The sequence below is a fragment of the Acinetobacter lwoffii genome, from assembly GCF_024129735.1.
In the GTDB taxonomy this organism is placed as follows: domain Bacteria; phylum Pseudomonadota; class Gammaproteobacteria; order Pseudomonadales; family Moraxellaceae; genus Acinetobacter; species Acinetobacter lwoffii_H.
The window spans coordinates 15,206-39,836 of record NZ_JAMXXK010000024.1 but is presented as its reverse complement, the minus strand read 5'-3'; the positions used below and the strand labels follow the sequence as shown (position 1 = coordinate 39,836).

Sequence of the window (24,631 nt, the reverse complement as noted above, 5' to 3'; positions counted from 1 at the left end):
TAGAGTTTGCCGGATTCCTGCCAACAGTCAAGCAATTTAGCGGTTCAAAGTTTAGCATTGTGAGTCTTGAGACCAATGGCACAAGGTGTCAAATCTGGAGAGAAGTCGCCAAGAAGAAGTACTGAGCGCTTAACAGCTCATTTATGAAACAGCAGCAGTTACTAAAATGCGCGAGTCCATGAAGGCGCGCATTTTAGTAATAGAAGATTAGCCTTTATTTTTCTGTTTCCAGTTGGCCTGAACCTGCTCAGCTACTTTTGGATAGTCCAGAATAAAACGGACATGGCTTTCGACCCCGGTTTTCAAGGTCGCATCATCGACAATGAAATTCGGGTTATGGTTGGGTGCGGCTTTTGCCGGATCTTGATCTGCTGGTGTGGCACCAACAAAAACGAAGAGCGATGGCATGAGCTGGCCATAATAAGCAAAATCTTCACTGGCGCTGGCATTGTTGTCTAAAACATGCAATTTATCTTCATCATGCACGCTCGCCAAGGTTGGGCGCATCAATTCAGTCAAGGTTTTATCATTGGTGGTCACTGGTGCATAAGGTGCAATTTCGACTTTCACCTTAACGTCATTGGCTGCGGCATTGTGTTCCAGCATTTTCGGCAAGTCTTTTAAAATGCCCTGACGTACATCTTCACTATTGGAACGAATAGTCCCGACCATATTGACCTGATCTGGAATGACGTTGCCGGTGGTGCCGCCCTGAATGCTGCCAATACTCACCACACCCATCCCTTTAGTCAAGTCAGCTTTACGGCTGATCAGGCTTTGTAAATTGGTGACCATCTGGGCAGAGGCATAAATTGGGTCTTTACCTGCCCAAGGCATGGAGCCATGCACCTGACTACCATTGACCTGAATACGTAAATGATCGGCACTGTTTAAAATCGCACCATCTTTGTAGAAGATATTGCCGCTTGGCATGCCTGCCATGACATGCATCCCGAAAATCACTTCAGGTTTTGGACTGTTCAAGGCACCATCGGCAATCATTTTGCGGGAACCAATCTGATCGCCATGAGTAAAGTTATCAATATCGGCACCACCTTCTTCAGCCGGCTGGAATACAAACACCACTGTACCCGCAATTTTATCTTTATTGGCGGCCAGCACTTTGGCTGCACCTAATAACATCGCAGTATGTGCATCATGACCACAGGCATGCATCACATAAGATTCTTTGCCTTGATAAATCGCTTTTTGTTTGCTGGCGAAAGGCACGGGTGCAGTTTCCTTGATTGGCAAGGCATCCATATCTGCGCGTAAGGCCATCACAGGGCCGGTTTTTGCACCTTTTAATACACCGATTACACCGGTTTTGGCATAGCCTTTACGTACTTCAATGCCGTAGGATTTTAATTCTTTTTGGACCAGCTCCGAGGTTTTGAATTCCATATTCCCCAGTTCTGGGTGCTGGTGGATATGCTGTCGTAGTTTGATGGTGTGTGCTTCAGCAGCGTGTACAGAGTCATCAATCCAGTCGGCCAGACTGAACTGGCTACAGAAAAGAAGAGGGAGACAAAGGGATATCTGCTTATACATGTTCATACTTCGGGAGAACCTCAAGAATTTGAAATGGTTAAAGTGATTCTTTAGGATGGCATACTGATCTAATTTCGACCAAAACCCTCTAAGTATTTTTTGATACTTTAAAGGTATTCTGGGTGTTAATATCTGTTCTCAAAGAGCTTTACTTGCTCTTTTACATTGTAAAAATATGTATCTAAATTGATTTTTTATATTTATAAGGTATGAAAATTATAAGAATTTCAGGCTAAAAAGGGATAAAAACGATTACCTCTATATCAATAATCTGAATGAAGTGAAGATTTTTTAAACCTCTTAAACTTATTTTGGCACTTAGATTGCATTCACTCTTTCGTAATATTTTTTATGACGGAAATTGAACACATGTTAAAACCTTTGGCTTTATCTCTGGCAGTGGCTTCAAGCTTAAGTTTTATTTCGACAAGCCTATGGGCTGAAGACTTTAAGATACTGAAACAGCTGGAAAATAAACCGACATTACTCAAAAGTGGTGAATATAAAGGTCATTATTATGTGCCGAGTACCTTAAATACGATTACTTGGGGTTATCTGCCAAATAAAGATGCAAAACCTGTCTTGACTGTCCCTTCAGGTAGCACAGTTACTTTCGATACAGTTTCGCATGAAGGGCTGCTGGAAGATCAAGGCCGCAATGCAGAGAAATATTTCACATCAAAAGGCGTCAAGCCTGAGCATGTATTGGATGAAGCCAAGCTGATCACGAATTCCAAATTGAAACATGATTTCCATAAAGATGGACCACACATTATTACCGGGCCTGTCTATGTAGAAGGGGCAATGCCGGGCGATATTCTAAAGGTGGAGATTTTAAAAGTTGAACCGCGTGTACCTTATGGCGTGATTTCAAACCGTCATGGCAAAGGAACCTTACCCGAATTCCCGAAACGTCAGAAACATGAGCATGCATCTCCAGCCAATCCTGATGCTTATGGCAACGTGTCCATTTTTACCCCAATTGAGAAAAATGCGGATGGTGTATGGGAAGGCGTTTTAAAAACTGAATCTGGTAAAGCGATTCGTTTCCCGCTGAATCCGTTTATGGGCACGATGGGCGTTGCACCAAATACCAGTGAGCCTGTGCACTCTGTGCCACCATCATTTTATGGCGGGAATATCGACATCAATGAATTAGGAGCAGGGGCTACGGCCTATTATCCTGTACAGGTGCCAGGTGCTTTGTTCTATACAGGTGATAGTCACTTTGTACAAGGTGATGGTGAGGTGGCTTTAACTGCCTTGGAAGGTTCGGCACGTGCGACTTTAAAATTCACTTTACTTAAATCTGGCAAGGATAAAATTCCAGGTGCAGAGATTAAACAGCCGCTGGCTGAAAATGCTGAATTCTGGATTACGCCGGGTCTGGATGAAGACTTAGATGAAGCCATGCGTAAATCCACCCGTGAAGCGATCCGTTTTCTGGTCAATGAATATGGCATTTCTGAAGAAATTGCCTATGCCTACTTAAGTGCTGCGACTGACTTTGAAGTGTCACAAGTGGTCGATCGAACCAAAGGTATTCATGCCATGATTCGTAAAGCGGATTTTAAGGAGTTTAAGAAAGAAGAGAAGTAATTTTTTTTATTTAGTTTTTTATTTTGTGCTTTTGCCAACTGATTCAGGCATGGTCAGTTGGCTTTTTCTTTTGTGATACTTTGAAAATGTTTAGAATGTTGATAATAAAAATTCATTTAAGTTAAAAGGGGTGGGTGTGGCAGAGCAGAATAATAATGAAGTGATGATTCAGCTTCCGTGGACAGTGCCACAACAACCAAATATACAAACGATCGTATTGCAACAACCTGCTAAAACACACATGGAGTTGAATGCTTCGACAGATAAAACAGCCATTTCCTCTTTTGCACTTTCAGTAGTGATTGCTCTGATTTTCGGTGCATTGGCAACGTGGCTTGCTTATTGGTATGGACGTAAGAGTTTTGAGTTAACTAAACAAGGCTTTAATTTAACATTAGAGCAAATAGGAAAGTCAGTAGAGCAAACACTGAATTCTAATAGAGAACTTTATCAAAGTCAGAAAGACTTGCAATTAATGCAGATTAAGTCTACACATCGACAGGATTGGATAAATAATATTAGAGAGCTATTTAGTGAAATTTTAATTGTAAGAACAAAAATGAATATAGTAATAGCAAATGATTTCTCTGTTCAAAGTAAGGAGGCATTAATAGATTATTTAGTGGAATTTAGAAAACTTACTCATAAAGTTACCTTATATTTAAATCCTTTGGAGGAATCATCGGAAATCATATTATCAGATATGAGAAAAATCGACTCTCTAGTTACTAAGTGCTTTAATAAAGATATTATCGATAATGAGTTGGATGAATTAAGCAAAATACTTATTTCTAAAACTCTTGTACAAAACATTCAAAAACTATTAAAAAAAGAATGGGAAAGAGTTAAAAAGGGAGAATAAATCTCCCTTATGAATTACTTCTCTTTCGGCTCAGGTGGGGTCATCCCAAACTGCAAATACGCCATATTAGTCGCAATACGACCACGTGCAGTACGCATCACATAACCTTGCTGAATCAGATATGGCTCAATGACATCTTCCAACGTGCCTGAATCTTCCGCCATGGCTGCTGCGAGTGCTTCAACACCGGCAGGACCACCATCAAAACGCTCAAGAAGCATAGATAAATAACGGCGGTCGAGTGTGTCTAAACCATCTTTATCGACTTTGAGCATATCCAAAGCACGTTGGGCCATATCCTGATTGATCTCACCCGTCCCTTTGACCTGTGCATAGTCACGGACACGACGCAATAAACGGTTGGCAATACGCGGTGTACCTCGTGAGCGACGGGCAATTTCTTTTGCGCCATCTCCCGTCATAGGTACATCCATCAAATTGGCTGAACGTTTGACAATATGGGTTAAATCTTCAACCGAATAAAACTCTAAACGTTGCACGATTCCGAAACGGTCACGCAGCGGAGAGGTGAGTAGACCTGCACGTGTGGTTGCTGCAACAAGCGTAAATGGCGGTAAATCCAGTTTAATCGAGCGCGCAGCCGGGCCTTCACCAATCATGATGTCGAGCTGATAATCTTCCATTGCCGGATACAGGATTTCTTCAATCACGGGTGAAAGACGGTGAATCTCGTCAATAAACAGGACATCGCCTTCTTCCAGATTGGTTAACATCGCGGCTAAGTCGCCGGCACGTTCCAGAACCGGACCAGAAGTTGACTTAAGATTGCCACCCATTTCTCGGGCAATAATATTGGCCAACGTTGTTTTACCCAGACCTGGCGGACCAAAAATCAAGGTGTGATCGAGGGCTTCTTCACGGCCGCGGGCTGCACCAATGAAAATTTCCATCTGCTCACGAACCACCGGTTGACCGATGTAGTCATCGAGGGAAGTTGGGCGGATGGCGCGATCGAAATGATCTTCGGGTTTTTCAGAACCACTGATGAGACGGTCTTGCATAACGTTTATATACCAATGTTTTAGTGATCCTTTGAGCTGGTAATTTTGACACGGCCTCAAATATGGATCTGAATCCTAAGATTTTCGCCTAGGCGAGGAATTGAATTTTTGCAGAGTCTTTCCAATCAGATTTATATCTGAGTATTAACCTGCGGTTCGCCTTACTTTTGTTTCGGCAAAAGTAAGCAAAACCACCGTCATTCGCAAAACTCGTCGAATATTGATTCTTATCGAATATATCGCAGAAACATTTAACTATAAATGTCTCCTGCCTCAAACAGTTGCGAATGACTTTTACGCGTATCAGACTTTATCCTGTAACTTGGATATCATCTCTATTTATTCATCGACTTTAATGCAGCGCGAATGATATCGCTGGCTTCGGTAAATTCACCTTTAGATGCATTGACCAGTTTTTGTGCCTCAGCAGGTTTATAGCCCAACGACTGTAATGCAGCTTCCGCTTCAGCCACGGCTGAATTGCCCATAAACTGAATCTGTGGTGCAGTTGAATTACTTGGCATAGCACCTGACGCCATGGCTTTAAAGCGGTCACGCAATTCAATCATCAGGCGTTCTGCAGTCTTTTTACCCACCCCCGGAACTTTGACCAGAGTGTTGATATCTTCATGTTCAACGGTATGGATCAGCATTTCCACACTTAAAGTTGAAAGAATACCAAGTGCCATTTTAGGACCTACGCCGTTCACCTTTAATAAGGTACGGAAAATGGTTTTTTCCTGCGCATTGATAAAGCCATAAAGTAACTGGGCATCTTCACGCACAGCCAAATGCGTCCACAAGGTAATTTTCTGGCCTTTTTGCAACTGACAGAAAGTGGTTAAAGGGGTGTCAATCTCATAACCTACGCCGTTCACATTTAATAAAACAGTCGGTGCTTCCAGCGCCAGCACTTCCCCAATCAGGCATCCAATCATTTTTTATACATACTCAAATTTAATACAGGCATAGTAGTCAGCATTTTCGATAAAGGCAAAACTCTATCATTCAAAAGCAGTGATTTTGCTGAGATTGTCATCAGGTGCTCGCTCGCATCAGAGCAATCCGGCTTTATTGCCATGCAGTTCCTGCGCCAGATTATAAGCCTGATGATCGGAGAACTTGGAGACAATATCCAGTACCTGCATAATATTGTCATAATGATCAGCGCTAAACTGCGCACCCGAACGTTTTAAAATAGCCATTAAACGCTGTTCCTTAAAGCTTAAGGTTTTGTGCGGTGTGGTCAGTGGAATAAAGGCATCCAGAATCGTTTGTAAACTTTGATGCGCAATAATTTCCAGACCGGCTTTTTGCGGGTGTTCGAAGATCTTGTCTCGCGCCAGTTCTTTGGCCCGGTTAATGCCAATCTCAATGTCGGCACTACAATAACCCAGCAATGAACCTTGTAGTTGGCCCATCAGAATTTCCTGCTGATGTCGGGCAAAGGCTGTGGTGACTTCATCTACCAGACGTTTCATGACCCGGCCACGTAAGGCGGCAATTTTTTGTTGCCAAGTGGTATTAGGCAGATTGATTTCTTCAGGTGTGCCATATTCTCCCAGCAAGTTCAGAAAGACTGGCTCGACTTCGGCATAACTGAGCATATTCAGGCTAATACCATCTTCCAGATCAATCAGGGCATAGCAGATATCATCCGCAGCTTCTAAGAGATAGGTCAGCGGATGACGACAATAATGATATTCACCAAGCTGGATTAATCCTAGCTGTTCAGCAATTTCCTGCAAAATCTCTTTTTCAGACTGGTAACAACCAAATTTAGGACGTCGGCTGGCCGGGGTGTTACCAGTCGGGTCAATCGCCTCAGAGAGCCATGGGTATTTAAGATAGGCGCCGAGCGTGGCATAGGTCAGGCGCATGCCGCCATCATAGGGATGATAATCAATCTTGGTCAGCAGGCGCAGGCCTTGGGCATTGCCTTCAAACTGGCGTACATCGGCTTCCTGTTCAGGACTCAAATCTTTTAAAAAGTCGGTATGAGAAGCATCGTCAAACCATTCCCGAATAGCGTATTCACCGGCATGACCAAAAGGCGGGTTACCAATATCATGCGCCAGACAGGCGGCCTGAATGATGGCACCGACATCAGCCGGAGAAATCCAGGCAGGTAAATTATCTTTGATTTTTTCTGCAGCCAGCATACCCAGTGAACGGCCAATACAGGAGACTTCTAGCGAATGGGTCAAACGGGTATGAATACCATCGTGCTGGGTCAGTGGATGGACTTGGGTTTTGCGGTTTAACTGCCGGAAGCTTTGCGAAAAAATAATACGATCATAATCTTTATGAAACGGGCTGCGTGCCAGTTCAGTGCTCTGCTTTTTACTACCAATCCGAACTGTCGAAAGCAGTTCTAACCAACGCATTTGAGTCATTTATCATTATTCAGTGATCCACTATTTGCATCATGCCAAAAAACTAGCTCCTGCACTAGGGTAGTGCGACATGAATTGTCATGCTGCCTATTGTTATTTTAGTCAGCTGGAAAAGACTGAGATTAAAAATCGAAATCATCAAATGAACAATAAAAAAGCAGACTCAATGGTCTGCTTTTTGTTTAAGGCGAAGAATCAGATTAGCTCTTCGCCATTTTTCTTGGCCTGTTGTGTGTCTTTATAGACATTCAGGCAAATCGTGAACAAGACCAGGCTTGCCACCAATGGCCAAAAAAGTACATATAGAGTCAATAATTGACTTGTCATCTGAAATCTCCTTATTTACTTTTCTCAGATAGATGGTGAAATTCAATCACCATCTTGTTGATTTGTTTAAAATCAAATCGTTCTTTACTGTAGACCAGCGTCAACACAGTACATACCAGCGCACTACTGCCATAAGCTGTCAGTGAGCTTAACAAGGTGCCGTATTCACGCAAGAAGCCGATGGTCCATGGCATGAAGCCAATACTGGCCAATATGCCAACGACCAAGCCCACTTTCTTGCCGAAGAAACCAAAGGTCATCAAACCCAGCACCACACCAATCCCCAGGGTCGCAACGAGTTCAAAGCCAAGTGCGATCAATCCCTGAATCGGAAGCCATTCAAAACGTACAATCAGAAAGCTGAAAAATGCGAGGCCCACTGACCAGTTAAAGGCCCGAGCATTCACCTTGTCCCAATACAGGCTGACAATCACCGGGAACACAATAGAACCCCAAAGCGCACCCACAAAAATCAGCATCGACAAAATGTCAAATTTCAAGGTGGCAATCACAATCCCCAGCATGGTGGCAACGATCATGGTCATACGACCAATAAACAGCATTTTCTTTGGATCAGGACGGTTTTTCGCAATCTGTTTGCCATAAATGTCCGTCATGACAATCGCAGACAGGGCAGACAGATCCGAGTCAGCGGTAGAAGAAAGGGCTCCAATCACCATGATAAATAAAAGCGCGACCATAAATGGCGAAAGGTAGGTTGCTGCCATTTGTGGAATCAGGTTATTCAGGTTGCCATCAATGGGTTGAATACCTGCAAATAACGCTAGTAATCCAAGCATGCCTAGACCAATGACAATTGCAGCATAACCAATGGTTGCAGTGATAAAACTCGGTTTGATCAGGTCTTCACGGACTGCAAACAGGCGTTGGGCAATGGTCTGATTACCAATCGCGTAGGCCAATACGGCAACAAAAAACGGCGCGCCTTGTTCCAGAAACGCTGTTTTAGAGAAAAAATCCAGTTGTTCTGGTTGCAGATTATGAATCCCGCTTTGAAACAGGGAAGGTCCGCCTAAGGTAAAGAACAAGGTTGGAATAATGATCACAGCCGCGACAATCATCGCCACCAGTTGACCAAAATCGGTAAACACCGAAGAACGGAAGCCCGACCAGAGGGTATAGGACAGTACACCGATACCGGTAATCAGCACGCCATGGATAAAGCTTAAAGGAGATAGAATCTCAACCAGTGCCCCGGCAGCGGTAAAGTTCACCATCAGGCTGATGACGCTGCCCACAATATTGGAACCCGCCAGAATCATCTGGCTTTGATTGCCATGCCGGGCATGCATGATTTCTGCCAGAGTATGTGCATTAGGCGCCAGTTCACGAAAGCGCTTGCCAAAGGGATAGATAAATAAAATCATCAGCGCACCCCACAAACCATAGTGGAGGGCACCGGAAACGCCGTATGTATATCCAGATGAAGCTGCTGCATAAAACGAGGCGGCCCAGATCCAGGTGGCGGTCATACTGGCCGCAGACATTCCGAATCCGATGGAGCCATTCGAGACCATGTAGCCATCAACATTTTCATTTTTCTGTTTAATACGTAACGATAGTAAAAAAGTGATGCCATAGAAAAGCACCATCAATAGTACAGTTGCTGTACTAGTGAATTGAAACATACATACTCCTTAAGCGGGTCACCTTTTGTTTTTGAAAATTAAATCATTGGTGACAGATTAAGGCTCTAAAATAGACAGAGCAGTGAAGCTATAGAACATCAAAAAATTAGTGTCCGAATATAGAATTTATATTCATCTCTACAGCAGAAAGGAAAAACCATTGCCAGGCCCAGAATTTGGACAATTCCTCAGCAATTCGGCTAGAGCTTAACATAAAATCATCAAATTTACTGATGAAGTGTCTATTTGGTAAGATTCTTAGCTGATATAGACGTGTGGGCCTGTTATTCTGTTAGTTGAATAAAAAAGAAAATTTTCTATATTTTTCAGCAATTACAAATATTTATTTTAAACTTTTCGAGTTAAATAAAACCTGAGAATACGGATTAAATAAAAAAGGTAACAAAATTTTATTATTAATCATTTCTTCATTATTTTTTTATATAAGCCTCATAATTCCTGGTAAATTTCCTCATAAATATAAGTGGTATTTTGCTATTTATATTGTGTTTTTTACGCATAATAGAGCTCATGAATAAATGATGAAATTTCAAAATATTGGATATGGTGGGGGATTTTGTCGATATATTTTTTGGTCTTTTAGATGAGTAAATTTCGCTTAATTATGATCTGAGAAGATAAAAATAAAATATAAAAAAATAAAAGGCCCAAATAAGAAACTTTATTTTTATTCTTTTAGAAGGTGAGAATGGATGTCCGGTTTTTCCCCAGCAGATGATGTCAGATTAAAATACCACTCAGTATTAATTATTCTTTCATAGAGGGGAGTAATTTGCCTCTGTTACTGTAATGGCGGAGATCAGCGGAGAACTGTTCCTTGTAGTACAGAAAACGGCAGAAGACCTTTAACCAGTTTTCTAATCTTAGAAGTCAAAGTTAAGAGTCAATCAAAAGAATCAAAAACAGTCTGCAAAAAATACGACTTCATTAAATCTTGTAATCAAGTATTTCATTTTGGCCTAAATAGGAGTTTTGGCAGGTCATGACAATAAAACCTGAATTTGATTTTGTCCCGATTGTTGTTGAAAAATAATACAATTTTTATGCAGAAAATTATTCTGAAGCGGTTTTGATTTTTCTTGAAAAAAATGTGTTAACCTGTGCGACTACATTCAATTTTCCTGACTGAAAATAAACGAAATATTTTAAAAGTCCAGGATATTTCAGACGTAGTTTTCTGATTTGGCATCTAGCCGATTTCCTTATTTCACAGTAGAATATGCGCTCTCTCAAGTCACATTGTGGCATGGTTGTTCATACCATCCCGTGGAGCCAAAATCAGCATGTTTATCGTTGCCGGTGCACCCGCACATTCTTCTTTTAAGAAAACTCAACTATTATCGCGTTTGACGTCAATTAGTTCTGTTCAATCAATTGAAAGTCAATGGGTCTACCTCTTTGACCAAGCGCTCAGCGAGCAACAACAGCAATCCGCTTTACAGCTTCTCAACGATGGTCAATCTTTTGAATTGCACCAGGCTGCAAGTGATGAAATCCAGATTTTAGTCACACCGCGCGTCGGAACCATCTCTCCTTGGTCCTCTAAAGCGACGGACATTTTCAAAAACTGTAATACGCCGGTTCATCGACTTGAACGCGGCGTTTTGTTTACTTTGAAGGGCGTAAAAGAGCTCTCTAAAGAAGCATTGCAAGTACTTCACGACCGTATGACCGAAAGCGTATTCAATGCGATTGAAGATGCTGCGGTATTATTTGTAGAAACTGCGCCAAAACCACTGAACTCGATTGATATTCTGGGTGAAGGTAAAGAAGCACTGGTAAAAGCCAATAATGAATTTGGTTTTGCATTATCAATGGACGAAATTGATTATCTGACTGAGGCTTTCATCAAGCTAGGTCGTAATCCGAATGACATCGAACTGATGATGTTTGCGCAAGCCAACTCTGAGCACTGTCGTCATAAAATTTTTGGTTCGGAATGGACGATTGATGGTGAAGTTCAGCCATTGTCATTGTTCCAGATGATCAAGAACACCTATAAAGAATCACCAACAGATGTATTGTCGGCTTATAAAGACAACGCTTCGGTGATTGTTGGTTCGGATACCCAGCGTTTTTATCCAACTCAAGAAGACAACGGCCATCAGGTTTATAAATACAAGAGCCAGGCCGCGCATATCCTGATGAAAGTGGAAACCCACAACCATCCAACTGCGATTGCGCCATTTGCCGGTGCAGCGACAGGTTCAGGCGGTGAAATCCGTGACGAAGGCGCGACCGGTCGTGGTGGTAAGCCTAAAGCAGGTTTAACCGGCTTTACGGTATCTAACTTGAATATTCCGGGCTTTGAACAGCCTTGGGAAGAAAACTACGGCAAACCATCCCGTATGGCATCGCCGTTACAAATTATGATTGAAGGCCCATTGGGTGGTGCTGCGTTCAATAACGAATTTGGTCGTCCAGCTTTAAACGGTTACTTCCGTACCTTTGAACAAAACGTCAATGGCGATGTTAAAGGTTTCCATAAGCCCATCATGATCGCGGGTGGTTACGGAAATATCCGTCCAGATCACGTTGAAAAAGATCCGATCTTACCAGGCGATTTGCTGATCGTGCTCGGTGGTCCAGCCATGCTGATCGGTCTTGGCGGTGGTGCTGCATCTTCTGTAGATAGCGGTAAACTCGGCGAGAACCTTGATTTTGCTTCGGTACAACGTGAAAACCCGGAAATGGAACGCCGTTGCCAAGAAGTGATCGATACTTGCTGGCGCATGGAAGACCACAACCCAATCGTGTCGATACATGACGTGGGTGCGGGTGGTGTATCAAATGCCATGCCTGAACTGGTGAATGATCACGAATTAGGTGCAGTGCTGGATCTTCGTAAGATTCCATCTTTAGAACCTGGCATGTCGCCAATGGAAATCTGGTCAAACGAAGCGCAAGAGCGTTATGTATTGGCGATTCGTCCATCTTCTTTAGAATTATTTGAGTCAATCTGTGCACGTGAACGTTGCCCGTTCGCAGTACTGGGTGAAGCGACTGAAGCACGTCACTTAACCGTTGAAGATCCATTGTTCGGCAACAAACCAGTGGATATGCCAATGCAGGTGATGCTTGGCGGTACGCCACGTATGAGCCGTACCTATGAAACGATTGAACGCAAAGGCGATGACTTTGATGCGGCTAAAGTCACCGATTTAAAAGATGCGATTTATCGCGTTCTTAAAAACCCGACTGTTGCTTCTAAATCATTCCTGATCAGTATTGGTGACCGTTCAATTACCGGTATGGTCGCACGTGACCAAATGGTAGGTCGCTGGCAGGTTCCTGTCGCAGATGCTGCTGTGACTACAACAAGTCTTGTCGGTTACACTGGTGAAGCGATGGCAATGGGTGAGCGTCCTCCAGTAGCCTTGTTAAATCCTGCTGCTTCTGCACGTTTATCGGTGGCTGAATCGATCTCGAACATCATGTCTGCGAAGATTGAAAAAATCAGCGACATCAAATTGTCTGCAAACTGGATGGCTGCTGCGGGTCAACCGGGCGAAGATCAGGCATTGTTCGAAGGCGTGAAAGCCATCGGTATGGAAATGTGTCCTGCACTGGGTATCGCGATTCCAGTCGGTAAAGACTCATTGTCTATGCGTACCACCTGGAATGATGAAGGTGAAGACAAGTCTGTGACTTCTCCAATGTCGGGCGTGATCACTGCATTTGCGCCAGTGACTGATGTGCGTCAAACATTGACTCCTGAACTGAAAGATATTGAATCTATATTGGTTCGTATTGATCTGTCTAAAGGTCAGTTCCGTTTAGGCGGTTCGATTCTGGCGCAGGTATACAAAGCAATTGGTTCAGTTACTCCTGATGTGGATAGCTTCGATGACTTCAAAGCATTCTTCGCATTAGTTCAAGACTGGAACAACCGTGGTTTGATCAAGGCGTATCATGACATCGGTGATGGTGGTTTATTGGCGACTGTTGCAGAAATGATGTTCGCATCACGTCTGGGTGTTGCTCTAGAAAATCAATCAACTGCAAGCCTATTTGCTGAAGAGATTGGTGCAGTTCTACAAATTGCCAAAGCAGATTGGGAAGCATTACAAGCTGAAGTTACAGCATCTACGCTTAAAGATGCAATTGCAGTGGTTGGTAGTGTAAACAATACGGACCAATTGTCTATCAATGGTCTGGTACTTGAACGTGCTGACCTGCAAGTGGCATGGACTGAAGTTTCTCATCAAATCCAGCGCCTACGTGACAACGTACAAACTGCAGATCAGGAATTTGCCTTAATTACTGATAAAGCGCACAAAGGTATTATCGCCCAACCAACATTCGACTTGAACGAAGCGATTGAAGCACCTTTCATTAACTTGCGTCGTCCAAATATGGCAATTCTGCGTGAGCAGGGTGTGAATGGTCATATTGAAATGGCGGCAGCTTTCGACAAAGTCGGTTTCAATACCGTTGACGTCCACATGAGTGACTTGCTGGCAGGTCGTATCAGCCTGGATGATTTCGAAGGTTTGGTAACGTGTGGTGGCTTCTCGTATGGTGACGTGATGGGCGCTGGTGGGGGCTGGGCGAAATCCGTATTGTTCAATGCTAAATTGCGTGACCAGTTTGAGAAATTCTTCAACCGTCAAGAAACCTTCTCGCTCGGTATCTGTAATGGTTGTCAAATGTTGTCTCAATTGGCTCCATTAATTCCGGGTGCGGATGCTTGGCCACGTTTCCATCGCAATACGTCTGAAGTATTTGAAGCGCGAGCAGTGAACGTTCGTGTGGAAAAATCGAATTCAGTATTGTTACAAGACATGCAAGGTTCGATTCTGCCGATCGCTGTGGCGCATGGTGAAGGTCGTGCAGTTGCAACGGCGGAAAACTTTGCTGCACTGAATGCATCGAATCAGGTGGTTCTACGTTATGTCGACAGCCATGGCAATGCAACTGAACAATATCCGTTGAACCCGAATGGTTCACCGGAAGGTATTACCGGTGTAACCTCTCAGGATGGCCGTGCAACGATTATGATGCCGCACCCTGAACGTAACTTCCGCGCGCTCCAGCATTCCTGGAAACCAGAAGACTGGGATCAAGACGGTGCTTGGTTACGTATGTTCCGTAATGCACGTAAATTTATTGGCTAATTGATATAATCAAGAATTAAAAAAGCCCCGAAAGGGGCTTTTTTAATAAGCAAATTATAGATTTATAGGTGATTAGATATAGAATTGAAAAAGATTAAAAAATGAATAAAGAGTCCTCAAATGTCCGATTTAATTGAAAAAGTTTTACTTTTACAAGAATTGCTAATAGCTAGAGCTACTGATACTTATGAAAAAGGTTCTTCAGAGGCATTTATGCAGCTTAGACAAGAGTTACTGACATTTAAAAACTTTTATGAATATATTCCATTTTTTATTAAAGACACACGCACATTAGATGAATTTGAAGCTAGGATTAAGTGGGATTTTGAATCTTACGCTGAACGTGAAAATTATATTTATTCGGAATTTAAAGAATTCTTTAATGTATTAGAAAGTCTAGATGTTCCTCCATTGGATCAGGTAGTACAGTTGAAGATTGCTGAATTAAGCTCGGATTATATACATCAAATATGGCAGAAAGCATTAGAGCGAAGAAGTACAGATCCTGAAGGTGCGATTACATTAGCTCGAACACTTTTAGAATCGACCTGCAAATATATTCTTGATGAATACGAAGTCGGTTATGGCAATGCTCCAGATATAAATCAACTGTATAGATTGGTGAGTAAAGAATTAAACCTTGCTCCATCTCAACATACGGAGCAGACTTTCAAACAAATTCTCGGAGGATGTAGTTCCATCATTGAAGGTTTAGGATCATTGAGAAATAAAGTGGGTGATGCTCATGGGCAAGGTAAAATAAACTTTAAACCTTCTCCAAGACATGCAGAATTAGCAGTGAATTTGGCTGGTACAATGTCCGTGTTTTTATTCTCATCTTGGAAATTAAAACAAGGTGAATGAATTTTTTATTATAAATATTGTTTTTAAATAGTATCTTAATTTTACTGTATGGAAAAATTAAAATAAATTCACTAACATAGGATTATTCAACCACCAATTTGGTGGATTTTTGCTTTTTAAGCATTCTGATTTTTTAATTTTTTTTCTTCCTGCTGAGTTGGTTTAGATTTTGCTTTTATATTGTATATAAAGTGCTATGGTATGTTTTATGCACAACTTTATTGCACTATAAAAGAAAGATGGAATAGATCGGTTCAGTATCAATTCTCAAAGATGAGGTGATGACATGGCTAAAACACTTAGAATAATGGATAAGGCGGCAATGCGTCAGAAAGGCTGGATGTTGTTTTGTATTGTTGTAGGACTACAAATATTGTTCGTTGTGGGCAGTTACTTGCTGCAGGGTTCTTGATCATCAGCTTTAAGAAAGCCACCATTAAGGTGGCTTTATAATTTAAATAACCAATTGAACCTGCTTCAATACCGCCTTTAACGTATTTTCATAATCAAAAGCTTTATTGGTACTGTCCTGATAACGCCAAGCCACATAACCATCCGGACGAACCAGTACTGCACCAGATTCATGAATTTCAGACTTGGCATTCCAGGTTCCATACACATCACGATAGTCACGTGAACCAATCTGAGTCACATCCAGATATGGCAAATCCAATGCTTCTGCCGCCTGTTTCCAGCCTTTACCGGATAAACCTGTGCGCAGGGTAAAACGACCTTTACCCGTAATATCCAGTGTCGACTGCTTTTGACCTTTGGCATTGATCAGCCAAGTATGCGGAACTTTAGCGCCTGGGCGAGTGGTTGCCTGTAAATAAAGCTGCTCATCTTTTTCAAAAATCTCAGGCTCGGATTCTGCAATCACCGTATTGGAGCTATATCGCTGGTTCAGTTCTACACCTTGTGCATTAAATTCGAAGTTTTTAATTTCCAAAGCTTCAAATAGTTTTTGACGGATTTCAGCACCTTGCTCATCTTCCGCAAAGATACGTTCCAGCATTTGCTTCTGAGTCGTCACACCTTGATCAAAACCAAAGACTTCTTTCAGGTATTTATAATCAAAACGTGACTGGTTCGCACGCGCTACAATCTGCTTGCCGACCGGTGCACGCTCGGTGGTATAGGAATCCAGCAGGGAAGGTGCAGCCCAGCCTTTTACCGCGTATGCCAGTTTCCAGCCTAGATTAAAGGCATCCTGCATGCAGGTATTTGAACCTAGGCCACTCGATGGTGGATGACGGTGTACTGCATCACCACCACAGAACACTCGACCTTTAGAATATTCAGTGGCCCAGGTCTGGTTCACATACCAGTACGATAATTTCTGGATTTCAACTTCTTCGACTTCAGTACCAACAAAAGCATTCAGGCGGGCACGGACCTGTTCTTCAGTAACTTGTGGTTCGCCTTTGGAAATGTCAAAGCCCCAACCCATGATCCATTCATTCCATGGCGTAATGGCACGTAACAATCCCATACCGAGATCGCCAAAGCTGGCTTCAGGATTCACGATCCATTGCAGAATCGCAGGACGGTGCTGTACATATTTAGTCAAATCAGCTTTAAAGGTCACATACACTGTACCGGCACGTGCCATGACACCTTCAAGAGGTAAATCAAGCTGTTCCAATACACGAGATTTAGCACCATCCATACCCACCAGATATTTTGCTCTTAAGCTAAATTCAGTATTGGTAATGCGATTCAGGAAGGTCGCAGTCACGCCATCTTCATCTCGCACATGTGACAGGTATTCAGTATTGAAGTTATAAATTGCACCACGTTCACCGGCATTTTTCACCAGTAAAGCTTCCATTTTTGGCTGAATCAGATCGACTAATGGACATGGACTGCCTTGGATATAGTCACCATGACGTTCATCACCGGTACCCCATGCACTTAAACGGGCGATTTCTTCGCCGACCAGACTGGTGGTAATCAGGCTTTCACCCATCTGTTCCCATGGTGTTGCAATCTCTTTAACCTGTTCTTCAATACCTAAATCACGTAATACTTCCATGGCACGCTGATTGGTAATATGGGCACGTGGACTATTGGCCAGCCAGCTAAACTGGGTAAACAGTTGTACCTTGATACCATAATTCGCCAAAGCCAAACCTAATGTTGAACCTGCAGGACCGGTACCAATGATCAGAACATCAGTGTCATAGTGTTGTGTCATACAAGACTCCATGTGTATAGGTGAAGAACAAGCTATCTATATAATCAGGCAGTCTAGTAAAACAGGATCTGTTGATATAGCGATATTCATATAAACTATCGACCTATTCTTATTTGCAATACGTGGGTCATAATCTTAAGATGCTGACCTGATCAGAAACCGGGCAGGCTATGGAACTTCGACATTTACGCTATTTTATTACTGTGGCGCAGCAACAAAGTTTTACCAAGGCTGCCGAAAAACTGTTTACCGCTCAGCCGTCATTAAGCCAGCAAATTAAGGATCTGGAGCAGGAAGTAGGCGTCATGCTGTTTGATCGTTCATCCAGAAAGGTCAAACTCACCGATGAAGGGCAGGCTTTTCAGATCTATGCCGAAAAAGCACTGGAAAATGCCAAACTGGCAGTAGCAGCAGCGCGTCAGGTTGCGCAGCAGAAAAATAACCAGATTCACATTGGCTTCCTGAATGTCGCAGAAATAAAAGTGATGCCACAGATTCTCGCCCAGCTTAAAAAAACCATGCCGGACTTAAAAATCCATCTGCATAGCCTGACCTGTATGGAACAGATTCAGCGGCTAAAAAATGCTGAACTGGATTGATGTATTACCCGCTTTCATCTGGACCATCCAGATTTTGAGAATATTCATTTATTAACCGAGCAAATTTATCTGGTTGCCGCTCAGCATTTACATCCTACAGATCGAATCCTGAAATTACAGGAACTGAAAAATCACAATATGATTATGTGCGAGCAGAATGCTTCGCCCGTATTTTATGAGAAGCTGGATAAACTGCTCTGCATTGATCAACTCGAACATGAACAGCCGTTGTGGGTGACCAATGTCTTGCAACACATCAATCTGACCAATATGGGAATGGGCTTTAGTTTTGCGCCCGAATATTTACTGCGTTTTTTGAATGAGCATGTAAAAATTATCCAGACTGATCAGGCACTGCCAAAACTGGGCTTGTATGCAACATTTAACAAGAATTCCCAAAATCCTGCATTGAAGATGATTACCCAAGCGCTTAACAATACGACAAGTAACTGAATTTCAGGAAGGAATATATGTTAAAGCTGATTTATTACGTGCCGGATGAAAATCTGGAAGACACTAAGAATGCGATATTTGCAGCAGGAGCGGGTGGTATTGGTGAGTATACGGACTGCGCCTGGCAAGTTTTAGGAACTGGGCAGTTTAAACCGCAAGAAGGTGCAGATCCTCATATTGGTGAAGTGGGAAAATTGGAACAGGTGGAAGAATGGCGGGTAGAAATTCTGGTGCCTGATGAAAAGGCAGTCGATGTGGCCAAGGTGCTGAAAGAAAGTCATCCTTATGAAGAGCCAGCTTTTGAGTTTATTCAGCTTCTGGATATCAAAGTCTAAAATTGATACTCTGCTGCGGCGCGTTTAACTTAGCGCGCCGTTAATCTAGATTCAGAAACCAGCCGACCTGCTTTTGTTATTATCATTTCTTCCAGAATAATCCAAAGAAAAAATATAATAAGGAAAATAACAATGCCGTGGCCAAAACCGCTGAACAGTGCGCTTAAGAATACCCTCAGTAAATCTATCCAGTACGGTACAGAAATCCTGCATCAGCGCATTCCATATTCGCCAGATAATCCCTATCTGGAAGGTATATTTGCACCAGAGCGGCAGGAACCTTTTCCACAGATTTAAAGGTTGAAGGGCAGATTCCTGCAGAACTGGATGGTGCATTAATGCGGATTGGTCCAAATCCTATTACAGTCAAAAACCCACGCAACTATCACTGGTTTACGGGCGATGGCATGTTGCATGCGCTCAGACTGAAGGGTGGTGAGGCACATTGGTATAAAAGCAGTTATATCGGTTCTGCCAGTGTGCAGAAAAAACTTCATCGACCACAAATTCCCGGTAAAACGCGAGGTATCGCGGATGCAGTCAATACCAATGTCATCCACTTTGCCGGAAAAATCTGGGCACTGGTAGAAGCGGGTGCATATCCAGTTGAGTTGAATGCTGCACTGGAGTCAAAACGACATCATTTATTTGAAGATGATCAGGATTTTCCATTTACTGCCCATCCGCATATTGATCCTGAAACGGGCGATATTCATGCGATTTGTTATGATGCTTTAAGTCAGAACAAAGTTTTTTATTTGCAGATAGATTCAAAAGGTAAGTTGAAACATCATGTCGACATTCCAGTGAAACATGGTCCGATGATTCATGATTGTGCCATTACCAAATCTCAGGTGCTGATTCTGGATCTGAATGTGAACTTTTCTGTACGCAGTGCATTAAAGGGTTCAATGTTGCCATATCAATGGAATCCAAAACGGCAGGCACGCATTGGTATATTGCCTTTTGGCGGTAAAGCAATTGATATTCGCTGGTATGAGATTGATCCCTGTTTTATTTTTCATACCGTGAATGCTTATGAGCTGGATTCTGGTGATGTGGTTATGGATGCGGTGGTGCACTCCAAAGCATTGGTCAGTTCGATTCAGGGACCGATTGAAGATCAGGATATTCGGCTAGAACGATTCATTTTTGAACACGGTACTGGAAAAGTGGTTCGGACGATATTATCCGAGATGAAACAGGAATTCCCACGGATTAATGAAGCTTATACAGGTCGGCCTTATCGCTATGTCTACACTATTTCCTTTGGCGAGTTTGATGATCCTTCTCATGTCAGCAGCAATACTCTTTTGAGCCATGATGTGGAAACTGGCAATTCAGAAAGCTATTCTTTTGGAGAAAACTGGGTAACAGGAGAGGTGATATTCGTCGCACGGGAAGGTGCTCAAGCTGAAAATGATGGCTGGCTGATGTCTTATGTTCATGCTTTAGATGGACGCCCATCCAAAGTGGTGATTCTGGATGCACAGCATATGGCTGAAGGGCCGATTACAACCATTCATTTACCAATACGTGTACCCGTCGGGTTTCATTGTAACTGGATTGATTATCGGAAATTGAGAACAATATGAGCTTGAGTTGTTTACAGATAGCTATATAAGCAGAAGTCTACCTGAAATCAAGCGGGCTTTATCATAGGCTTACAATTGAAATTCAATTCCAGAATTCTTGATATTTTGAGACCCAATACAATTTGGTTTTTATGTCGTAGCTACCATCGGGATTCAGGGAAATGAGGTAATGAATGTCTTTGCCTCGACTACGGTTGCCTTTACCTTCAGGAACTTGGTACTTATATTTTTCTACTTCTTGAGGAGGAGTGAGTACAATACGGTTCCATGCTGTGGCTGGGATTTTTGCTACACCTTCCTGTTGCGCTGCCATTATAGCGAGTCTTTTTTCTTCTGCCTCTTCTCCACCAGCATAACGTAGTTCTTCAGGAACGCCATATCCTTTTTTATTTGCTCTTCATAAGTTAACCAAGGCGCATATTCAATAATAATTTGTTCAGGTACATAACCTTCAGGGGAAACCTTGCAGCTACTATAGGTCGTAATATATTTTTGCTTTTTTATAGCATCTGGTGTTCCTGATAAATTGCCACATTCAGGCCAGTTATTTTTGTAAACTATGCTATGGATTGGCCAATATTGATTATCCATTTCAAAGCTAATTCTATTTTTCATAGTTGGTGCTGTTACTTGACAACCATTTAAAATAAATAAACTACTCATTGTTAATATTTTTTCATTTTTTCTTTTAACTCAATTTTCTGATTTAAAGGTAAGTACCATTTCGTAATTGGTTTTTATCCAGTTAAAATGATTTATAATTTGAATTAAATAGATGATTATTTTTTAATTATAAAAGATATCTATTATTTTTGAATAGATATCTTTTATGCTAATTATTATAATATTAAGTCCTGAAATTTAAAAAAATATAATTTCCCCTGATTTTAACTCAATTTTTATATACTTTAATTTACCTTTGATTCAATTAATGCGAAGGAGCCAGATTGCGGAAAATATGCTTAAGACTATGTAGCATTTTTTCAATTTGCAACGGTGTTAAACCGTCGAAAGATTGCTCTAGTACAACAACACTAAGATCATTAATCTTTTTAATCATTTGCTGACCTTTTTCGGTTAATAATACTCGGGTAATTCGTGCATCATCCTCACAGGAATAAGTATGTACTAATCCCTCATCTTTCAGGCGATAGATGATTTTAGTGGTAGTGGACATCTTATAGATCAACATGTCAGATAAATCAGAAATACTCGCTCTATTTTTAAATTTTAATGCTAGCAAAATACGTCTGCGAGAATTGTCTAAACCGTATTTCTTTAAGGCATAGTCAACATTTTGCACATATTGGGTATGTACTTGACTAATCCAATGATAGGGTGAATCTTCTAAATTAAAATCTGTAGGAATGGATAAAAATTTACTGTACTTTTTTGTCATGGCCTCAACTCTTCTATATGTTAGGGTCTTTTTAATTTGTTTAAAAAAATGCATTTTATTTCAAAATATTTGCTATCCTGTTACAAGGTTATGAATCTTATCTTCAGTACGTCTTCACCTCCTATTTAACTTCTGTTTAAGATGAACCCTCTAATTCTTTTTTGCTTCTTCGAGCCTCTTTTTATAAAAGAACTAGAGAGCCAAAATTTCAGTCACATTTTTTTTTATTTATCTATTGTTATTATGCGAACTGATTAAATCATCTTAATGATTAAATGATCTATCACAAAAAATACCATTTTCAATTAAGAAATACTTAAATATTTGTTCCGGTTAGCATTTTTTTATTTCGGAAAATTCATCTTTCTTTTTACCTTGACTTTAATTCAGTAAGCTTAAAATAGTTTTATAAGTCTTTTTAAAATAGATTAAGATATTGTTTTATATTAATATTTAATTTTTTTATACTTTTAAAGTATAAAAAATAGCTTCATAAAAAATAGAAGAAAAATAAACTATCTTTTAAATTCCACAATAGACATTTTGTGTGATTGTGTAAAAATTTTTTAAACTTTTTAGCTCGGCTTAATTTTCGATTAAAAAGAAATTTAACTAGAGAAATCACTAAATTGGATCTTGAATTCAAAACTTATAATCAAAAAATTAATGGAAGAAGAATCGGAATTGTACATATTTTGGGTAGTGTGGAAGCTTTAAAAATATTTACTGAGCACTAGCCAAATAATGGGAAAAGACTCAATCTAAGATTTAATTTCTGGCATCTAAAATTTGCACCTGAGTAAAAAATAACTTATGAAAGGGCACTAATAAAAAATATGAAATTTCCGTTAAGATTTATCTTATATAGTTTTTAACGAATAAAGAGTGAATGATGTGACATCCATGTCACAAGAGATATACCAGATTTAAGCTATTTAATTTCTAAGATGAGAAGCTTAAACCTTCTGAATAAACAGCTCACGATCAAAACGGTACTGTGGGAAGAACACGCCATCTTCAGCACGTTCACCCGCACCAATTACCATGACTGGATACTGTTCATCATTTAATTTCAGAATTTCACGAACCATCGGCTCATCAAAACCTTCCATCATACAGCTGTCAAAACCATAAGCACGTAAAGCTAAGACCAGATTTTCACAAGCGAGCGCCGTCGTTTTGGTCGCCCACAGTTTCGCATCAGCCGGACTGAAAGCAGATACTGGCATTTGTTTATCCAATGTACGGGCAACTTTGAAAGCCACTTTCTTAAAGTTACCGAAAGCATTCAGATAACCAGTCTTATAGTTGTAAGGAATATATTTATAGTATTTCTTAATCGCGGGCGGTGCTTCAGGAAATGGAAATTCATTCACATTACGTTTCGCCATTTCATCGATACGGTCGGTACGTGCGATACAGACAATTAGCTCAGAAGCTGTTTTGGCTGCCAGTTGACTCATACAGGCTTTGACCAGACGTTTTTTCTTGCCTAGGTTTTGTACCACATAAAAAGTCCAAGGCTGCAAGTTCGACGAATTCGGGGCCAACAATGCCAGATCTAGACAGGCATCCAGAACTTCAACGGGAATAGGCTTTTTGGTAAACTTACGCACTGAACGTCGGCTTTCAATCACTTTACGAAAATTATCGACATCTATATCTTGAGGTGCAGGTTCGTAATAACGTTTCTTTTCTGGATTTGAGCTATCTGTTGTTTGGGAAGAGGTTTCGGAGTTTTGATTTGGCATACTTCAGATTCTTGGAAAAATAAAAGATTGAGGCAGTCTAAACCACCTCATTGAACTCATAAGTTTGAAAATTAGTTGAATTGTGTGAAATCAGGTTTACGTTTTTGCATAAAGGCTTGAACCGCTTCCAGCATTTCTGGCGAGCCAACACGCTGCATGAAAATTTCTGCTTCATGGTCAATCCATTCCACAATTTCATTCACATTATGTTTCATCAAGGCTTTAGATTGCACCAGTGATGCCAATGGCAGGGCAGAGAGCTGGGCAGCTTGTGCTGCTGCTTTAGTATAAACATCTTCTTCAATGCTATTCACCAGACCTGCGTCGAGTGCTTTTTCGCTATTGAATTTTTGCGCAGTCAGCAATAATTCGGCCGCTTTATGATAACCCGCTTGCTGAATCAACAGCTTGCTTGAAGCACCTTCAGGCGATAGACCCAGACTGACAAATGGAATCTGGAACAGGGCGGTATTGTCACTATAGACCAGATCACAATGCAGTAAGATCGTCACGCCAATGCCGATTGCAACACCACGCACGCCTGCAATCAATGGCTTGGAAAATTTTGCAGCAGATTTCAGTAAAACAAACGGTGGGCCTTCAGCGGCGGGTGCCTGACCTTTCTTCGCAGCAGATTTCATAAAATCCTGCATATCATTGCCCGCACTAAAGTCTGCATCCTGACCACGTAAAACGACCACACGAACTTCAGGCGCCTGATCTGCTTCATCTAAAGCTTTCGCAATCCAGAGATAAAGTTCGCTATATAACGCATTTTTCGCTTCCGGGCGATTGATGGCCAAAGTGAGTACACCATGTTCTAAATTCGCATTCAAATGCTCATGAGGTTGTTGAATACAGCTCAGTGTCATCGTACTATCCTTGCTTTAAAAC

18 protein-coding genes and 2 pseudogenes are annotated in these 24,631 nt (G+C 41.5%); 8 read left to right on the top strand and 12 right to left on the bottom strand.

Annotated features, from left to right (window positions below):
- Positions 1-207 precede the first annotated feature (207 nt).
- Positions 208-1,551 (bottom strand): amidohydrolase, encoded by a 1,344-nt coding sequence (locus NI469_RS08565; protein WP_253174848.1) that lies wholly within the window; start codon positions 1,549-1,551, stop codon positions 208-210.
- Between the two features lie 369 nt (positions 1,552-1,920).
- On the opposite strand from NI469_RS08565, the gene NI469_RS08560 reads away from it, so the two are divergent.
- Both NI469_RS08560 and NI469_RS08555 read left to right on the top strand, forming a co-directional pair.
- Positions 1,921-3,150, top strand: a complete 1,230-nt coding sequence (locus tag NI469_RS08560) for an acetamidase/formamidase family protein (protein WP_005106407.1) — start codon at positions 1,921-1,923, stop codon at positions 3,148-3,150.
- A gap of 136 nt (positions 3,151-3,286) precedes the next feature.
- Positions 3,287-4,012 carry a hypothetical protein gene (locus NI469_RS08555; protein ID WP_253172444.1) on the top strand — a complete coding sequence of 242 codons (726 nt, stop codon included), beginning with the start codon at positions 3,287-3,289 and terminating at the stop codon, positions 4,010-4,012.
- Positions 4,013-4,026: 14 nt separating this feature from the next.
- On the opposite strand, the gene ruvB is transcribed toward NI469_RS08555, so the two are convergent.
- The 5 genes from ruvB to NI469_RS08530 form a co-directional block, all read right to left on the bottom strand.
- A complete protein-coding gene (gene ruvB / locus NI469_RS08550) occupies positions 4,027-5,034 on the bottom strand; it encodes a Holliday junction branch migration DNA helicase RuvB (protein ID WP_004279105.1) in 1,008 nt (335 codons plus the stop codon).
- A gap of 335 nt (positions 5,035-5,369) precedes the next feature.
- On the bottom strand, positions 5,370-5,972 hold the full coding sequence (gene ruvA, locus NI469_RS08545) for a Holliday junction branch migration protein RuvA (RefSeq protein WP_253174846.1): 603 nt from the start codon (positions 5,970-5,972) through the stop codon (positions 5,370-5,372).
- Between the two features lie 117 nt (positions 5,973-6,089).
- Positions 6,090-7,430, bottom strand: coding sequence for a deoxyguanosinetriphosphate triphosphohydrolase (locus NI469_RS08540; RefSeq protein ID WP_005103835.1), 1,341 nt, complete (start codon positions 7,428-7,430; stop codon positions 6,090-6,092).
- Between the two features lie 195 nt (positions 7,431-7,625).
- Positions 7,626-7,757 carry a putative transporter small subunit gene (locus NI469_RS08535; RefSeq protein ID WP_004645659.1) on the bottom strand — a complete coding sequence of 44 codons (132 nt, stop codon included), beginning with the start codon at positions 7,755-7,757 and terminating at the stop codon, positions 7,626-7,628.
- An 11-nt stretch (positions 7,758-7,768) separates the two neighbouring features.
- Complete coding sequence (locus NI469_RS08530; RefSeq protein WP_253174844.1) at positions 7,769-9,406, bottom strand: sodium:solute symporter family transporter; 1,638 nt, start codon at positions 9,404-9,406, stop codon at positions 7,769-7,771.
- A 1,304-nt stretch (positions 9,407-10,710) separates the two neighbouring features.
- On the opposite strand from NI469_RS08530, the gene purL reads away from it, so the two are divergent.
- From purL to NI469_RS15870, 3 genes are all read left to right on the top strand, one after another.
- Positions 10,711-14,544 carry a phosphoribosylformylglycinamidine synthase gene (purL, locus tag NI469_RS08525; RefSeq protein ID WP_253147601.1) on the top strand — a complete coding sequence of 1,278 codons (3,834 nt, stop codon included), beginning with the start codon at positions 10,711-10,713 and terminating at the stop codon, positions 14,542-14,544.
- A gap of 120 nt (positions 14,545-14,664) precedes the next feature.
- Positions 14,665-15,408: an abortive infection family protein gene (locus NI469_RS08520; RefSeq protein ID WP_005097594.1), complete on the top strand. Its 744-nt coding sequence runs from the start codon at positions 14,665-14,667 to the stop codon at positions 15,406-15,408.
- 286 nt (positions 15,409-15,694) lie between these two features.
- Positions 15,695-15,820, top strand: coding sequence for a KGW motif small protein (locus tag NI469_RS15870; protein WP_004645654.1), 126 nt, complete (start codon positions 15,695-15,697; stop codon positions 15,818-15,820).
- A 42-nt stretch (positions 15,821-15,862) separates the two neighbouring features.
- Here the strand turns inward: NI469_RS15870 and NI469_RS08515 are convergent, their stop codons facing one another.
- Positions 15,863-17,605 carry an FAD-dependent monooxygenase gene (locus tag NI469_RS08515; RefSeq protein ID WP_253147600.1) on the bottom strand — a complete coding sequence of 581 codons (1,743 nt, stop codon included), beginning with the start codon at positions 17,603-17,605 and terminating at the stop codon, positions 15,863-15,865.
- 170 nt (positions 17,606-17,775) lie between these two features.
- On the opposite strand from NI469_RS08515, the pseudogene NI469_RS15865 reads away from it, so the two are divergent.
- From NI469_RS15865 to NI469_RS08490, 3 genes and pseudogenes are all read left to right on the top strand, one after another.
- Positions 17,776-18,657: pseudogene (locus NI469_RS15865) on the top strand (LysR family transcriptional regulator).
- Between the two features lie 17 nt (positions 18,658-18,674).
- Entirely contained in the window at positions 18,675-18,992 is a 318-nt protein-coding gene (locus tag NI469_RS08500) for a YqfO family protein (protein WP_005247560.1), read from the top strand.
- A gap of 132 nt (positions 18,993-19,124) precedes the next feature.
- Positions 19,125-20,587 (top strand): annotated as a pseudogene (locus NI469_RS08490) (carotenoid oxygenase family protein).
- 82 nt (positions 20,588-20,669) lie between these two features.
- Here NI469_RS08490 and NI469_RS08485 read toward each other — a convergent pair.
- The 5 genes from NI469_RS08485 to NI469_RS08465 form a co-directional block, all read right to left on the bottom strand.
- Positions 20,670-20,900: a hypothetical protein gene (locus NI469_RS08485; RefSeq protein WP_253147597.1), complete on the bottom strand. Its 231-nt coding sequence runs from the start codon at positions 20,898-20,900 to the stop codon at positions 20,670-20,672.
- Positions 20,900-21,250 carry a hypothetical protein gene (locus tag NI469_RS08480; protein WP_253147596.1) on the bottom strand — a complete coding sequence of 117 codons (351 nt, stop codon included), beginning with the start codon at positions 21,248-21,250 and terminating at the stop codon, positions 20,900-20,902. The genes NI469_RS08485 and NI469_RS08480 overlap by 1 nt, the downstream gene beginning before the upstream one ends.
- A 265-nt stretch (positions 21,251-21,515) precedes the next feature.
- The gene (locus tag NI469_RS08475) at positions 21,516-21,986 is read right to left on the bottom strand and encodes a MarR family winged helix-turn-helix transcriptional regulator (RefSeq protein ID WP_085064150.1); all 471 of its coding nucleotides are present in this window, start codon (positions 21,984-21,986) and stop codon (positions 21,516-21,518) included.
- Positions 21,987-22,942: 956 nt separating this feature from the next.
- On the bottom strand, positions 22,943-23,737 hold the full coding sequence (locus NI469_RS08470) for a nitroreductase family protein (RefSeq protein ID WP_253147595.1): 795 nt from the start codon (positions 23,735-23,737) through the stop codon (positions 22,943-22,945).
- Between the two features lie 71 nt (positions 23,738-23,808).
- Positions 23,809-24,609 carry an enoyl-CoA hydratase-related protein gene (locus NI469_RS08465; RefSeq protein ID WP_253174842.1) on the bottom strand — a complete coding sequence of 267 codons (801 nt, stop codon included), beginning with the start codon at positions 24,607-24,609 and terminating at the stop codon, positions 23,809-23,811.
- Between the last annotated feature and the right edge of the window lie 22 nt (positions 24,610-24,631).

Bases quoted from the DNA above. Each gene is read 5' to 3' on its own strand.
- NI469_RS08565 (WP_253174848.1), bottom strand. From the start codon at position 1,551: ATGTATAAGCAGATATCCCTTTGTCTCCCTCTTCTTTTCTGTAGCCAG.
- NI469_RS08560 (WP_005106407.1), top strand. From the start codon at position 1,921: ATGTTAAAACCTTTGGCTTTATCTCTGGCAGTGGCTTCAAGCTTAAGT.
- ruvB (WP_004279105.1), bottom strand. From the start codon at position 5,034: ATGCAAGACCGTCTCATCAGTGGTTCTGAAAAACCCGAAGATCATTTC.
- ruvA (WP_253174846.1), bottom strand. From the start codon at position 5,972: ATGATTGGATGCCTGATTGGGGAAGTGCTGGCGCTGGAAGCACCGACT.
- NI469_RS08540 (WP_005103835.1), bottom strand. From the start codon at position 7,430: ATGACTCAAATGCGTTGGTTAGAACTGCTTTCGACAGTTCGGATTGGT.
- NI469_RS08535 (WP_004645659.1), bottom strand. From the start codon at position 7,757: ATGACAAGTCAATTATTGACTCTATATGTACTTTTTTGGCCATTGGTG.
- NI469_RS08530 (WP_253174844.1), bottom strand. From the start codon at position 9,406: ATGTTTCAATTCACTAGTACAGCAACTGTACTATTGATGGTGCTTTTC.
- purL (WP_253147601.1), top strand. From the start codon at position 10,711: ATGTTTATCGTTGCCGGTGCACCCGCACATTCTTCTTTTAAGAAAACT.
- NI469_RS08520 (WP_005097594.1), top strand. From the start codon at position 14,665: ATGTCCGATTTAATTGAAAAAGTTTTACTTTTACAAGAATTGCTAATA.
- NI469_RS15870 (WP_004645654.1), top strand. From the start codon at position 15,695: ATGGCTAAAACACTTAGAATAATGGATAAGGCGGCAATGCGTCAGAAA.
- NI469_RS08515 (WP_253147600.1), bottom strand. From the start codon at position 17,605: ATGACACAACACTATGACACTGATGTTCTGATCATTGGTACCGGTCCT.
- NI469_RS08500 (WP_005247560.1), top strand. From the start codon at position 18,675: ATGTTAAAGCTGATTTATTACGTGCCGGATGAAAATCTGGAAGACACT.
- NI469_RS08485 (WP_253147597.1), bottom strand. From the start codon at position 20,900: ATGGCAGCGCAACAGGAAGGTGTAGCAAAAATCCCAGCCACAGCATGG.
- NI469_RS08480 (WP_253147596.1), bottom strand. From the start codon at position 21,250: ATGAGTAGTTTATTTATTTTAAATGGTTGTCAAGTAACAGCACCAACT.
- NI469_RS08475 (WP_085064150.1), bottom strand. From the start codon at position 21,986: ATGACAAAAAAGTACAGTAAATTTTTATCCATTCCTACAGATTTTAAT.
- NI469_RS08470 (WP_253147595.1), bottom strand. From the start codon at position 23,737: ATGCCAAATCAAAACTCCGAAACCTCTTCCCAAACAACAGATAGCTCA.
- NI469_RS08465 (WP_253174842.1), bottom strand. From the start codon at position 24,609: ATGACACTGAGCTGTATTCAACAACCTCATGAGCATTTGAATGCGAAT.